Annotated in this window: 15 protein-coding genes; 2 read left to right on the top strand and 13 right to left on the bottom strand. The window is 31.5% G+C overall.

The features are described from left to right. Entirely contained in the window at nt 1–693 is a 693-nt protein-coding gene (gene arfB, locus ACKI32_RS08840) for a 2-amino-5-formylamino-6-ribosylaminopyrimidin-4(3H)-one 5'-monophosphate deformylase (protein ID WP_407415559.1), read from the top strand. Here the strand turns inward: arfB and ACKI32_RS08835 are convergent. Then, the gene (locus ACKI32_RS08835; RefSeq protein WP_407415557.1) at nt 690–1,091 is read right to left on the bottom strand and encodes a hypothetical protein; all 402 of its coding nucleotides are present in this window, start codon (nt 1,089–1,091) and stop codon (nt 690–692) included. The two genes, arfB and ACKI32_RS08835, sit on opposite strands and share 4 nt — an antisense overlap. A gap of 66 nt (nt 1,092–1,157) precedes the next feature. On the opposite strand from ACKI32_RS08835, the gene ACKI32_RS08830 reads away from it, so the two are divergent. Continuing rightward, nucleotides 1,158–1,754, top strand: coding sequence for a YigZ family protein (locus ACKI32_RS08830; protein ID WP_407415555.1), 597 nt, complete (start codon nt 1,158–1,160; stop codon nt 1,752–1,754). A gap of 13 nt (nt 1,755–1,767) precedes the next feature. Here the strand turns inward: ACKI32_RS08830 and ACKI32_RS08825 are convergent, their stop codons facing one another. The 12 genes from ACKI32_RS08825 to ACKI32_RS08770 all read right to left on the bottom strand — a co-directional run bounded on the left by ACKI32_RS08825 (nt 1,768) and on the right by ACKI32_RS08770 (nt 14,947). Further along, nucleotides 1,768–1,878 (bottom strand): rubredoxin-like domain-containing protein, encoded by a 111-nt coding sequence (locus ACKI32_RS08825; RefSeq protein ID WP_407415553.1) that lies wholly within the window; start codon nt 1,876–1,878, stop codon nt 1,768–1,770. A gap of 12 nt (nt 1,879–1,890) precedes the next feature. After that, nucleotides 1,891–2,010, bottom strand: a complete 120-nt coding sequence (locus tag ACKI32_RS08820; RefSeq protein ID WP_407415551.1) for a rubredoxin — start codon at nt 2,008–2,010, stop codon at nt 1,891–1,893. A 79-nt stretch (nt 2,011–2,089) separates the two neighbouring features. Further along, entirely contained in the window at nt 2,090–2,248 is a 159-nt protein-coding gene (locus ACKI32_RS08815; RefSeq protein ID WP_407415549.1) for a rubredoxin, read from the bottom strand. A 108-nt stretch (nt 2,249–2,356) separates the two neighbouring features. Next, a complete protein-coding gene (locus ACKI32_RS08810) occupies nt 2,357–2,944 on the bottom strand; it encodes an acyltransferase (protein ID WP_407415632.1) in 588 nt (195 codons plus the stop codon). Between the two features lie 396 nt (nt 2,945–3,340). Next, nucleotides 3,341–4,198, bottom strand: a complete 858-nt coding sequence (locus tag ACKI32_RS08805) for a DUF1002 domain-containing protein (protein ID WP_407415547.1) — start codon at nt 4,196–4,198, stop codon at nt 3,341–3,343. Between the two features lie 293 nt (nt 4,199–4,491). Then, nucleotides 4,492–6,276: an ABC transporter ATP-binding protein gene (locus ACKI32_RS08800; protein ID WP_407415545.1), complete on the bottom strand. Its 1,785-nt coding sequence runs from the start codon at nt 6,274–6,276 to the stop codon at nt 4,492–4,494. 1 nt (nt 6,277) lies between these two features. Beyond that, nucleotides 6,278–8,077, bottom strand: a complete 1,800-nt coding sequence (locus ACKI32_RS08795) for an ABC transporter ATP-binding protein (protein WP_407415543.1) — start codon at nt 8,075–8,077, stop codon at nt 6,278–6,280. A 78-nt stretch (nt 8,078–8,155) separates the two neighbouring features. After that, the gene (locus tag ACKI32_RS08790) at nt 8,156–8,959 is read right to left on the bottom strand and encodes a tetratricopeptide repeat protein (RefSeq protein ID WP_407415541.1); all 804 of its coding nucleotides are present in this window, start codon (nt 8,957–8,959) and stop codon (nt 8,156–8,158) included. 294 nt (nt 8,960–9,253) lie between these two features. Next, nucleotides 9,254–12,991 carry a DUF3344 domain-containing protein gene (locus ACKI32_RS08785; protein ID WP_407415539.1) on the bottom strand — a complete coding sequence of 1,246 codons (3,738 nt, stop codon included), beginning with the start codon at nt 12,989–12,991 and terminating at the stop codon, nt 9,254–9,256. A 256-nt stretch (nt 12,992–13,247) separates the two neighbouring features. After that, the gene (locus ACKI32_RS08780) at nt 13,248–13,577 is read right to left on the bottom strand and encodes a DUF2149 domain-containing protein (protein ID WP_407415537.1); all 330 of its coding nucleotides are present in this window, start codon (nt 13,575–13,577) and stop codon (nt 13,248–13,250) included. Between the two features lie 9 nt (nt 13,578–13,586). Beyond that, on the bottom strand, nt 13,587–14,231 hold the full coding sequence (locus tag ACKI32_RS08775; RefSeq protein WP_407415535.1) for a MotA/TolQ/ExbB proton channel family protein: 645 nt from the start codon (nt 14,229–14,231) through the stop codon (nt 13,587–13,589). Between the two features lie 8 nt (nt 14,232–14,239). Then, nucleotides 14,240–14,947 (bottom strand): DUF2162 domain-containing protein, encoded by a 708-nt coding sequence (locus tag ACKI32_RS08770; RefSeq protein ID WP_407415533.1) that lies wholly within the window; start codon nt 14,945–14,947, stop codon nt 14,240–14,242. Between the last annotated feature and the right edge of the window lie 8 nt (nt 14,948–14,955).

Here is a 14,955-nt window from a genome sequence, read left to right as displayed (position 1 = left end):
ATGGCTGAGTTAAGATACAGAGCAGGAAAAATCAGAGACCCTGGCGTTCACAAGATAGGTATTATTGCACTTGGATCACACTTGGAAAATCATGGCCCCGCACTTCCGATTGATACTGATGCAAAAATTGGAGCAAATATCGCATTTAGGGCGTCTCTAGAAACAGGAGCCAAATTTTTAGGAATAATCTTTCCAGCTTATGAATTAGACACCATAGACCATGGAGTACATGTTTCCCTTGATGAATTGAAAGAAAATGTCATTAATACCCTAAATTCTGCTAAAAAATTTTTGGATATAGAAAAAGTTGTTATTGTCAATGCCCATGGAGGAAATATTCCTCTTATGGCAGAATTATGGGATATTGAAGATAAAACTGATTTAGCTATTACATTCAACAATAAGGTAATCTCATCAGAAGGTCCACATGGTGGAAGCGGTGAGTTATCCATGGCAAAGGTTTTAGGTATTTTAAATGAGGATGAAATAGAAAATCAAGCCAACGTTAATGAATATGAAGAAGTTGGCCTACATGGTTTTAAACAGGCCCGTCGTGATGACCCAAACATCGAAGAAGGTGCAATAGACGTTGAAGAAAATGGCGTTTATGTAGATGAAGACTATGGAAATAGACTCTTTACATTAGCTATTAACTCAGTAATCTTTGATGTGGAAAAATTATTGGACTTCTAATAAGTAGAATCATCAGTTGTGGTTACAACCTTTGTTTCAATAGATGAACTTGAACCACCTGAACTGCCTGAACCACTTCCACTACCAGAACTAGATGAACCAGATGAACTGGAACCGCCAGAATCACGGCTACTAGAATCATCAGTTGTAGTCTCTACTTGTGAATCATCAGATAAAGAACTACTTGAATAATCAGTATAATCTGGATTTCCATAACTATTACCTGTATCACCTGTATCTTCAGTAATAGCAGAAAGATTATCTAAAACTCCTCCAGACTCACTTTCTTGTGGTAAAATTGATATTGGCCCAGTCATTGATGCACAAACGCATGCTAGACAAAAAGCTATAATGGATATTATAAGAATTACCAAAACAGTAGCTGTTCTACTTGACATGATTAACACCTTAAAAATTAACTAACAATAATATATAAGATAAGTTATATAAATATATTGGTTAAGATGAAAACTATTAAAACCCCTGTTCAGTGCGAAATTGTTATTAAGAAATCCCAGTTTATCTGTTCTTTATTTCCAACTAATACAAAAGCTGAATCAAAAGAGATAATTCAAAAATTAAATAAACAATACTCAGATGCAACTCATAATTGTACAGCTTATATTGTAAATGATGGGGAAGGCTTTGACGATGATGGAGAACCTGGTGGAACTGCAGGCAAACCTATGATTAATGTTTTGAGAAAAAACGAACTTCACAATGTCACTGCAGTTGTTACACGATATTTCGGCGGAATCAAACTTGGAGCCGGAGGATTAGTTAGAGCATACTCAAAATCTGTTATGGAATCTATTGGTAAGGCAGAAATACTTGAAATAGAAGAGTATGATGTTTTTGAACTTATTTTCGAATACTCTGATATTAAAATAGCAGACAGTGAAGTTAGAAACAACAGCTTAGATGTTATTGATAAGGATTATAGTGATAAAGTAATCTACAATGTTGTATCAAAAGATAACAGAGACATTATAAAAATATTTGAAAAATACTCTGGAAAAATAAAAGTCAATTATAAAAACAAACAATTTTTAGAAAAATAGAAAAATGAAGAACTTATTGTTCTTCAAATTGTTCTGCAGGTACGCCACAGATAGGACAAACGAAATCATCTGCTAATTCGTCTGCTTCAACAACATGTCCGCAAACTTTACAAACAAAAGCCATTATTTCATGCTCCTATTCTACTTTTTCAAACATGTCGGCAGTTGCACCGCACATTGGACATTTAAAGTCTTCTGGGAGTTCTTCAAATTCGTCAGTTACATATCCGCAAAGTTTACATTTAAATTTTGCCATTTTTAACAATCTCCTTAAAATATACTAAATTGTATATTTAATTTAATTATAGTTTATATTAATAAATATATAAACCTATTTAAATTTCTTCAAACATAGATTTAGGCATTTTGCATTTTGGACATTTAAAAGAAGAAGGTAAATCCTCAAATTTAGTTCCAGCAGGTATATTTAATCCCTCTTCGATGTCATCCTCATCAAAAGTATATCCGCATATTTTACATTTATAGACTGCCATAAAATAATCTCCTTTAATACTTATTTTAACAATTTGACTATAAATGTTTTGCTACTTACGAATGAAAATAGCTAATAACAATACTCACTAAAAAAAGTATAAAAAAATTTAGAATCTATTAGGAACTTTTAAGTGATCCGGAAGCGGTTTAATACGTGCAGGTGTTCCAATAGCCAAATAAAATGGTGGAACAGAATGTATTACAATAGCTCCAGCAGCAACAATAGAACCTTCACCAATCTCAACATTGGATAAGAATGTAGTGTTACCACCAATTGAAGCCCCACGCCTTACTTTAGGTCCTTGAAGTTCATAGTTAATCCTTACAGGATATTTATCATTGGTAAAACAAGCACAAGGTCCAATAAATACATTATCCTCAATTACAGAATTGGTTGGAATATATACATTAGATTGGATACTAACATCATTTCCAATAATTACATCCCCTTCAATAACTGTGTTGGTTCCGATTAAAACATCATCCCCAATGTTGGTGTTTTCACGGATAACAACATTATGTCCAGTTCTAAAATTATCTCCAATAACCACATCGTTGTAAATAATTGAGTTTGATCTGATAGTATAGTTTTTTCCAATGACAGGAGGTTTTGAATTTGGAGAGTATTCAACACCGAATTTAATATTATCTTCAGGGTCGAAATCTAATTCTGGCTTGGAATAATCTGGTTGGATGGATTTTCTTTCAATAGTTGGTCTTTCATAGATAATTTCAGTTGGTTCTTCTCTTTGAGGTTGTCTGTAGAAATTATCTTGCTGATAGGCCTGTCTAGGAGGTTGACTGTACATTTTATCGTTTCTAGGTACATTTACTTGTTGAGGTTGCCTTTCATAAGGATTTCCTCCCCTTTGTTCATAAGGTTTTTCTCGACTTTGTGATTGCCTATCCTCCAGAGTTTGTGAAAATCTAACCATATTATCAAACCTACGATTAATTAAATTTAATTTATTAATGAATTAATTTATGTTTTTACTTAGTATATATACTAAATGGTTAAAAATAGTGAATTTTTTAAAAAATATGTTGATAATGTTGAAAATTTCAATAATTAAAAAAAGAAAAGATGGGAATTAAATCCCATTTACAAAGGATTTAATCCAATTAAATAAACTATCAATTGAAAATCCACCATTGGAATTTTCATCTAAAAAACTACTGACTTGGTCTTGGTAGTAGCTTACATCACCTTGTACATTTTGCACTTGCTCAATAGTGTCTGCTAAGTTTTCAATATCATTGTTTGTTATGTTAATATTGTTGTTTTGGACATAATTGTTAATGATATTTACAATTGTGTTGTGATCAGTAATGTTATCTTGTGCAACCTCTTGTTTTACGCTGTCAACTAATTGAGCCAAATCATCAGCACTAACGTCTGAATTGTCCACGATTTCTGCTTGTGTGTAAATTTCATCATTAGCTGCTTCTTTTACACTTTCTGGAATTTCAACATCAGTTACTTGTTCATAAGCATTCATTATTCCTGCAAGAGCAGACTCACCGGTCGCTTCAACAGGACTTGTTACATATACGTGACCTTTGGTAATACCTGCTGATTTCAAAGCAGATATGTACATGTCACCGGTTATTGTAGTGATTTTGGATTTGTCTACACTAACCTCAAGATTATCATTATCGTTTAAATCAAGGAGTGCTGAGGACAATATTTGATTTGAAGAGTAATATTTTCCTGTAATTCCACTTGAAACTTGATTTACTTCATTTGCTGTAATTATTTTTGTACCAATATTATTGACATCTAAATTTGATTGACCTGCAAAGAAACTGTCTACAATTGATTTGTAGTTGCTGTTTGCATAGGTGGTCTCACCATAAGTTATTACAACGTTGGAATCAGTTGAAAATCCTGCTGGGATCAACATTCCCATAAGGATTAAAGCTAATATTGCCATAGTAATCTTTTTCATTATTTTCACCTCACTAAATTCCTATCTTAAATTTGTCGAAGTAGTATTTAAATGTTATAGTTTTTTGAAAATTTTTAATGAAATTTTAGATATAAAAAAATCTGTAAAAAATATACAATGATATAAAGATATATTCTAAAAATTGTTCAACTGTTCGGTTTTTGAAAATTAAAAAAATAACAATTAATAAATTATCAGAATTATAAAAATTTTTTCAAAATCAACATTTATCCAAAATGAGAAAATACTATTATGGTTGTAAACATGCCAAGTAATATCGTGAAGGAAATGAATTAATATGAAACCCGCTTACTTTGACTATTCAGGGTTTTGTAATAATATCCTTCCTGTTCTAGCAATTCTTCATGAGTACCCTGCTCGATAATACGCCCATCATCAATTACAATTATCTTATCTGCATCCCTAATGGTTGAAAGCCTATGGGCTATGATAAAACTTGTTCTATCTTCCATTAATCTGTCCATGGCCTTTTGAATCAATTTTTCCGTTCTTGTATCAACTGAAGAAGTTGCCTCATCCAAAATTAATATTTGTTTATTTGAAAGGATTGTTCTTGCAATTGTTAAAAGTTGTTTTTGACCATGGGAAATATTGTCTGCATCCTCGTTTAACATCATTTCATATCCTTCAGGATTCTGCATTATGAAATTATCGGCATGCACCTCTTTTGAAGCTGCTATAATCTCCTCTTCAGTAGCATCCAATTTTCCATAACGGATATTGTTAAAGATAGTGTCATTGAATAGCCATGTATCCTGAAGCACCATGCCTATAAGAGATCTGACACTGTGTTTATCATACTTGTCGATGTTTACTCCATCAATTTTTATTTCACCACTATTCAAGTCATAGAATCTCATAAGCAATTTCACAATGGTTGTCTTGCCCGCTCCAGTCTCACCTACAATAGCTATTTTTTCTCCTTTCTTAACTTTGAATGACAAGTCCTTTATTACCAATTCATCTTCAGTATAGCCAAAGCTAACATTTTCAAAGCTAATCTCTTCAGTTATTTCTTTGATTGAATCCTTGGATGGATTTTCTTCAACATTTAATTCCAAGAAGTCAAATATCCTCTCGCTTGCTGCCATTGCAGTTTGTATCATGTTCATTATTCTTGTTATTTGTTCTATTGGGGTTGTGAAGTTTTTGGAGTATTGGATAAATGCCAAAATATCTCCAACGCTTATTGCATTTTGAAGCACAAGCACTGCTCCAAGAACGGATATGATTACGTATTGCAAATTGGAAATGAAATGCACTAAAGGACCTGATAAACTTGAAAAGAACTTGGATTTCCACTCCTGTTCATACCAGTTTTCATTTTCCTCATCGAAAATATTCATGGATTCCTCTTCCTGGTTGAATGAACGAATGATTTCGTGACCTGTAAATGACTCTTCAATTTGTCCGTTTAGCCTGCCCCTATATTCCAATTGCTTTAGATAATAATCCTGTGAGAATTTGGTAACTTTAAATATGATAAAAAAGGCAATTGGAACCAGTATTATTGTAGTAAGTGTCAGCCATAAATTAATGGACAGCATCATTACTGTAACTCCAACTATCGTGATGACACCAGTAAGTAACTGGTTAAAGGTTTGAACGATACCTGATTGCAAGGAATCCACATCGTTTGTAATTCTTGATAAGATATCTCCTCTGGTATTTATATCCAAATCCCCCATGGACAAATGAGTGATTTTTTCGATCAGTTCTTTTCTTAGATTATAGCTTATATCAGTTGTAATGTCAAGCAAGAAATAGCTCTGAAGATATGAGAAAACCGCACTTACAACATATAGAATTACTACTGTGATGAGCAGATTGATTATGTATTCCAAATTCATATTTCCAGATTTTATACCATTGAATATTGCAGTTGTAGCAAATCCAATTAAAAGAGGACTTATTACTGAAAATACTGTTGATATGATTCCGCAAATGACTGTTAAGCTTAATTTTAGTTTATATCCTAGCAGGAGACTGATTATATTTTTTATAGATTGTTTAGTATTTGCCGGTTTTTCAGGAGGCAATCTTCTAGGTCTTGGCATATTATTTGCCTCCAGTAGTTTTCTTAATATAATCTGCATCTATGATGAGATTAGAAGAATCCTCATATAAGAACTCTTTAGACTGTTCTATCTGAGAGGATACTATTTCACTATAAATATTGCAATTTTCATTCAGGTAATCATGACTGCCTTTGTCAATAATCTCTCCTTCATCAAGCACAATTATTTCATCAGCATCCATAATTGTTGAAATCCTTTGTGAGATAATAAGCATGGATGAATTTTCTTTTAAGCTTTTCAAATTTTCTTTCACTTTTGCTTCCGTATTCATATCAAGTGCAGAAAAGCAGTCATCAAACAGGTAAAAGTCACGTTCAGCTATTACTGATCTTGCAAGCTGGAGACGTTGTTTCTGCCCTCCTGAGAAATTGGATGCCCCTTGTGAAACTTCATCATCCAAGCTTTCAATAAAATCCACTTCCGCCATATCCAATGCCCTTTTAATCTCCTCATCGCTTGCATCTTCTTTACCAATTTGCATATTTGACCTTATTGTCCCTTCAAAAAGAATTGCCTTTTGAGGAGCATAGGAGATTCTATCTCTAAGGACAGATAATTTATAATCCTTGATATTCCTATCATTGATTAGGATTTCACCGTCACTTACATCTTGAAGGCGAGGGATTAGATTTAGAATTGTGGATTTTCCGCTTCCGGTTCCACCGATTATTGCTGTGGTTTTTCCTTTTTCCAACTTAAAATTAATGTTTTTCAGTATTTCCTTCTCACTTCCAGGATAAATATAAGTCACATTTTTAAACTCGATAGTGGGATTATCCTCTATTTTATCAATTGGTCCATCACTGATGGATATTTCTGTGTTTATCACTTCAGCAACACGCCTTCCAGATACTAAGATTCTTGGAAGCAATATGATGAAACCTGCCATCATTAAAAATGCCATTACAATCTGTGTAGCATACTGGATAAATGCTATAATTGTTCCTGTTAATATCTCCCCTCTGATTGCATCATATGCTCCAAAGTATAAAATAAGAACAATCATCAGGTTTAACAGCAAAGTCATTGCAGGTATTGCAATCAGGATAATTCTGAAAACCTTTAGGTTGACCAATCTAAAGTCTTCATTTGTTTTTTCAAATCTTTTCTCTTCGTAATCCTGCCTTACAAACGCTTTGATAACAGGTATCCCAATTAATATTTCTCTTGAAATTTGATTGATCTTATCTGTCAATTCCTGCATCACTTTAAAGTAAGGTACGACTTTTATAAAAAGTATTAAAAAAGGAATTATTACTGAAGCAAATGTCACTCCAATAATCCATAAAAGATTGGTTCCAAGCTCCATTGCCTTAATTATACTTCCTATACCCAATATCGGTGAAAATAATATTGTTGTAAAAAATAATCCTAAAAAAATCTGTATTTGATACACATCATTAGTATTACGTGTAATAAGAGAAGCCCTTGATATCTTGTTTAATTCAAAATTTGAAAATTTTAAAATCTTTTCATAACTTATTTTTCTTAAGTCTCTCCCATATGCTGCAGAAACTTTACTTGAAAAGTATGAAAGGCCTATTGTAGCTAAAACACCTATTAAGACCATGACCATCATCATAGTTCCCACATTTATTATGTAGTTGAAATCAGCATTTTTTATACCAACATCTACAATATCTGCAGTGTAAGCAGGTAAAGTCAGGTTGCAGTAAACATCAATCAATAAGAATGCAACAATAAGGAGAAGTGGAAATATGCTTTTTTTTAATGGGCTTAGTAATTTAATTATAGTTTTTAGTGTTTTAGTTAAATTCATGATTTTCCTATTCGTTTCTATTATTTCTCAAAGGCATTTTAAAAATTTGAATAAATGAAAAAAAGAATAATTATAAACTCATTCTAACTTTTCCAAACTTTCACCCCAAGTTTTCATGGATTCCTCATCCAAATATTTTATGGAATTTGCTTTTTCGAAAAATTCAGCTGCATTTTGATAATCCTCTAAATCAAAGTAAACATAAGCTTTTCCTTTAAATACATTAAATAAATCATTATATTTTAACAATACTTTATCATAAACATTTATTGCATCATCAAAATCACCATTAAGCCTATTTACATTTGCAATAGCTAACCACACATCAACATCATCTTTTAGTGAAAGAGCATTAATGAACTCTTCAATAGCCTCATCATATCTTTCAAGATTAATTAATGCTTGAGCTTTAAGGACATATGCATCGAAATTATCATACCTAACAGCAATAGCCTTATCACAAAGTTCAATTATCCTGTTGTTTGTCTTATATTCGTCAGTTAATTTTTCCTCATTGAGCCTATCCATTTTTCTTTTTGCTCTTCTAAGATAGTCGCCATCTCTATTGAAATATGCTTGAGTATTCCTGTATTGCTCTTTAATATCATCAGGAATATCATCTGATTTAATTACATCATCTTTAAATCTGGAAATATCATCAAATATGTCATCGATATTGTTTATTGTATCTTCACTAAATTCTTCAAGATCAAATTCATCTAATTGTTGCTTAAATTCTGTTGAATCAAGTTCTTTTAAGATTTCTTTTGATTCTTCCCTTAAAAAATCAATTTTATCAGATATTGATTGGATGAAAGTAGATTCAAAATATACCTTATCAGTTCTTCTTCTGTTGACCTTAATATCTTCCTCTTCTTTCATGTTATCACCATAACAACTAGTGATAAATAATTAATTCTTGAATTATAAAAAGATTTCTGTTTGAAATATTGATTGAATCTGAGATATAATTACTAATTTTATCAAACTATCCATATGATAAAATATGAAAAATATAAAATTTAACATAAGATAAAAATAATTAAAAAATTCTTCAATTAAACAATATATTAAGCTATTTTCATTGAAAATAATTAATCATTTCATCAAAATAAATGCATATAAAAAATGAGTATAATCTCAAAAAAAATAAAAAAATAAAATAGAGAAAAATCTCTATTTATTAACAGTTATTTTAGATTTAACAGTTTTTGCATTGTAGCAATTATTACCTGCATACTTAACCACTGCTGTAAATTTACCAGTCTTAGTTAATTTGGTAATTTTAAAGGTTGCTTGACCTTTGCTATTGGTTTTAGCAGAGTATGTTTTACCATTAACTTTTAAAGTAACTTTAGCATTCTTCATTACTTTATTTTTATTGGTTTTTAAAGTAACAGTGTATTTTTTAATTTTAGTGCTTACTTTGAAAGTTTTTGCTTTAGCAGTTAGTTTAGGTGTTGCTTTTTTAACTACAATTTTAGCATTTGCAGATGATTTAAGATAATCATCATTACCATCAAAAGTAATCTTTGCAGTGTAAGTTTTTGGAGCTAAATTAGAAATAGCAACACTAACTTGACCTTTAGCATTTGTTGTATATGTCTTTTCGACATTGTTTATAACAACGGTTATTTCAGCATTTGGAATACCATTTCCTTCAGAATCTTTTAAAGTAATTACTAAGTTTTTATTTACATTGTATACCTTGGTTACTCCAGGAGCAGTGATTTGGCTTGCAGCTTTTTTAGTGGTTACAATCATTTGGTGTAATGCCAAGATTGTAGAACCGGTAGCCACAAATGAGATATTGTTTGAGTTCTTAACTGAATCTGTAATATCTACATCAAATACATCAGTAGTTTTGGAACTACCTGCCCATACATCTTCATAAACATTACCATTAACTATAAGATTACCTTCACCTTTTTGAGCACTAGCTGCGAAAACATATAAATCCGCATAATCTGCAACTTCTATATCAATTGTTGAATCTGCTTTTACAATTCTGCCGGCTACATTATTACTTGTTCCTGAAAGTAAATCAGCACCAGCGGAAATATATGCATTGAGAACAACTGGACTGCCAGTAGTGTTGTACATGCACATCAACATAGATGGATAGACAGCAGGAGTTGCAACATTCTTATTTAAAACTAATGTATTGTTGCCTATTACAATCAAATCAGTTACATCATAGATGAATTCACCGTAACCGTATCTACCATAGCCACCTAAGTTACTTTGATCTCTATACCATGCAATAGGAGTAATAGCCACATCATTGAAAGTGACATTGAACATTGTCACATCTTCAGTGCCAAGTTTTGGGTTAAACCAGTTGTATGGAATGAAAATCAATGCTTTTGCAAAAGTAGTTGTTTTAGAATCTAAATTAACATTAAATACATCAGTTCTGTTCATATCAGCTGCAGAAAGATATGTTGATTCATCTTTAATATCAAAACCTCCACTTCCAGTGAAAGTGACATTTATAAATGATACCATTCCACCAGCAGGATAAGCTAAATCTTTTCCTAAATTACCGTTGTATAAAACAGAAACAGTGATTGTAGCATTATCACCAGATGATAACTGAAGAGTATAATCAACTTTAGTATTATTAGCTCCATTAACAGTAGATTCATCAACCGGCCTTATTGTAGGATCAATTAATACAAATTTATTTGTACCTGCAACTAAGTCAATTTCAGTTTTATTAACTTCAACACCATTAGCCAATAATGTAGCATTGAATTTTCCTGCTTTAAGTGCTTCGATTGTTACTGTTATTGCATTATTTGTGCCTGCATAAGCTGTACCTGTGTATTCAGGAGCAAGTGAAATTTCAACATCATCCAAGTCTTTAGTTAAAACCATGATTTGATGTAATGCTAAGAAAGTACCTTTAGTAGATACAACTGAAACAGCATTGCTGTCTTTAACTTTACCTGTAACATCCAATTCATAATAACTTGTTTGGTAGGATGAAGCGTTGAAAACATTTGCATGAGCTTCACCATTGAATACAACATCGACATAGTTATTTTGCGCATTTGATGCGAATACATAAAGTTTTGCATCTGAAGTTAGTTTGGAATCAACAATGAATGTTGAATCGGATTTGACTGGTCTGTTAGCTTTATTATAACTGTTGTAAAGTATATCTGCACCATGATTAATGTATATCTCTTTAATGTAATTGCTACTTGTAGTATTGTACATGTAGACTAATGCAGATGAATAAACACCAGGATATGTGGCATTTTTACTTAAGTATAAAGTATTATTATCATTTTTCTTAATTAAACCAGTGACATCATAAACTAATACACCATAACCATATGCACCAGAGGCACCACCTAAATTAGATTGGTCTCTGTATAAAGCAATAGCTGTAATGTTAGCACCATTAAATGTTACATTAAACATATCTAGACGTTCTGTATTTTGTGTTGGATTACACCATGTGTAAGGCACATAAGCAAATGCTCTGACAATGGTTGAATTTTCATCTAAATTAATATTCCAAATATCAGTCTTGTTAAGATTACCTGCACCAGATAGATATTCTGTTTTAACGTCAACAACAATGTCACCATTGATAACAATAGTATCTAATGCTTCCATTCCACCAGCAGGATAAGCTAAATCTTTTCCTAAATAACCATTATATCTGATTGGAACATTTATTGAAGATGAGTTAACACTTACGCCATCCAATAATAATTCAGCAGTATAATCAACTTTAGGATTGTCAGCTCCATTAACAGTGGATTCATCAACTGGCCTAATAGTAGGATCAGTTAACAATACAGCTTTTGAAGAATTATCTAAGCTTACTTCAGTTTCATTTACCATTACTCCATCAGCGAATAATTTAACTGTGTATTTTCCTGCTTTGCTGGTTGAAACTGTAACTGTTATAGTATTGTTAGTACCTGCAAAAGCATTTAAAACAGTGTTGCTGCTAGCAGTGTATTCTGTAAGCAATGACATGTTAGTTTGTATATCATCAATTTTTAAAACTGAAAGAACATTTTTTATTGAACCATATGCACCAGTTCCAGCATATGCAACATCAAGTGAGGTGTTTTTAGTTTTATCTACTAATTTAGTAACATCCCATTGATTATATTGATAATAACTACCAGATATATGATCAATTGGGTCGCCTAAAAATTCACCATTTATTTTATAAGTTCCATCACCACTAGAAAGTACAACATTTGTTAAGGTTGAAACTCCAGATTTGCCTTCTGTATTAAATGGTATTGTTACATTTGATTTACTCCATAATTGAGTAGAATTAACCCAATAACTAATGGCATCATTATCACCATCATCATAAGCTAAAACTAAAGCAATCAATTTAATTTTACCATCAAATGATTTATCTTCCATTTCAAATGTATCTACTTTTACATTTAAAGTAGTTCCATTTAAACCTTGAACTAAACTGGTAACATCATAATGAATCATATAATCAGAGTAACATTTGGTAGTATGATTATTTACTGGATAGATTACACCATCTGTTGAACCTTCTTCAATCCATAATGACTCATATTTCGGAGTAACGCCATTACCTGCCATAATACTTATATTAGCATTACAACCATAGGTATTTTTAGCACTACCCGCATAAATATTCACATAAACATCAGCACTCTTAATTGTCTTAGCATCAGTTGGAATATCATAAGTTAGTTCACCACTTGTATTCCAAGGATTTACAGTTGCTACATCAACATCCCCCGAAACAGTACCTTGAACTTCTTGAGAATCTCCAAGAGAAATATCTCCATCAGTTGCAGAGATAGCATCACTGCCATCTTGCGCAGAAACTGCATTAACGCCAAGAACAATCATGAAAATTAAAATTGAAAAAAATATTATTTTTTTATTTTCCATAATAATCCCATTTATACATTCCTCTAAGTATTATATGAAATATAATTAATAAAAAAAAATTAAATTATATTACTTTTAATACTACAATATAACTATAAAGTAATAATTAAATAAATATTTTGTTATTACTAAATCGCCGAAATAAGGGCGAAAAGTATTAATAAAGAAAAATAGTAATAATAAATAGCTTTAAATTATAAAAAAAGTAATACATTTAATTAAAAATGTAAAATAAATATTATGAAAAGTATTACTTTTAACCTTCAACCATAATCAACTTGCCCGTTGAAGGGTCCTTATAGACCTTACCCATTTCCATATAACCTTGACCTGAAGAATTTGAAGTGTCTGGAGTTTCATTTAAAACTTGTCCCTCACTAACTTCAGTTACATCAGGAGAGTTCTGTTCAATAGGCTGTTGTTGCTGGCTGTCTTGAAAAACAACACTTTGCATATTCCAACTGATTACAACAAATATCAATAGTCCAACAGCAATTACCAACATTGCATCTACAAGATTTGATGTTCCAGCCATCGGATCTTCTTCGCCTTCTGCAAAACGTTTTTTACTTTTATCACGAACCATGATAAACACCTATTGATTTAATTTGTCTAGAAGCACATCGGCAATTGCATCTAAGTTGGAAAGATATTCTTCATACCATCTGCGTCTTACTTTAGATACAAAATAGGCCACTGCACCTGCACCAATTCCAACAACGGTTGTGTCAAATGCAACAATAATCGCATTAGCTAATGTATTTACATCTCCTGCACCTAATGCTGCAAGACCTGGCCCCATTGGTATTAAAGTACCCATTAATCCCAATGTTGGTCCAATACGTGTTACAACATCAGTTTTTTCAATTTTTTTTGTGAATTTATTTTCTTCTGCTTCTATTAATTTCTTAGCAAGAGCATGTCTTGAATCTTGAGTTAAAGAGCTTGAACGTAATATCTTAATCAAAACTACCTTTTGGGATTCATAGATTTTTGCATTTTTGATAACATTTTTGATTTCGTCTAATGAACTTGCATTTGAAATTGAATAAATTAACTCCTCTATTAAATCAACTGAAACTTTTCTTCTAGAAGTATACTCTGAAATAAGCCCCCCAATTGCCAATACTGCAAATATTGCAAATACAACCAAGAATATGATTACAGGAATCTGTAAACTTTGAGAAATCATATTCAATGTTGAGGTTAATATTTCACTTCCAGGAATTGTTGATACCATTAAATCACCTAATTAAAATTACTAGTTCTCCTTGAGATTAATCCACCAATTAGTGCTACTACAATCACCAATATTAAAGCACCAATTAAATAATAAGGAGAAGCTATTGTTATTGCATCCATTGGATTTTGAATCATTGCAGTAATATTCGGTAAGAATAATGCTGATAATAAGAAATAAATTCCTAAAAAGAACATGAAATTACCAAGTACAATAGGATAAGGTTTATTAATAAATTTTACTAAGTAATTTGATGCAAAATAGGTCACTATGATTGTTAAAACCAATGCTGCTGCAACAACCAGACTTAAATCCATAAGCCCTAAACCAACAGTAGGTGCTACAAGCATTATGCTAACAATAATTGATCCAAAACAACAAGGACACGGTGCAACAACCGCCATACAAGTAGCTGCAGTTGTATTTTTTTCGAATACTTTATATTCTCTAATTGTAAATATTCCGGCTAAAATCATGATTATAGCCATTATTAAGAAAAATTCAAAATTATAAGTGTAAATTAAATCTGTAATCTGTTCTGTAAAATATGATGAAATTTCAGTTAGGAGTAAAACTCCTCCACCATATCCAATAGATACCAATGCCAAATATTTTTTAGACATATTTGCAAGGCCTGTTGCAAGACCTAACTTGATTCCAAATATTAAAACAGCTGATAATATACCAACTTGCCATAAAATATTAACTGCATCCATCTAAACAC

It is taken from the genome of Methanobrevibacter sp. (genome assembly GCF_045611865.1).
Lineage (GTDB): Archaea > Methanobacteriota > Methanobacteria > Methanobacteriales > Methanobacteriaceae > Methanocatella.
The sequence above is the reverse complement of the archived record's forward strand: the minus strand, read 5'-3'. Positions and strand labels throughout refer to the sequence as shown.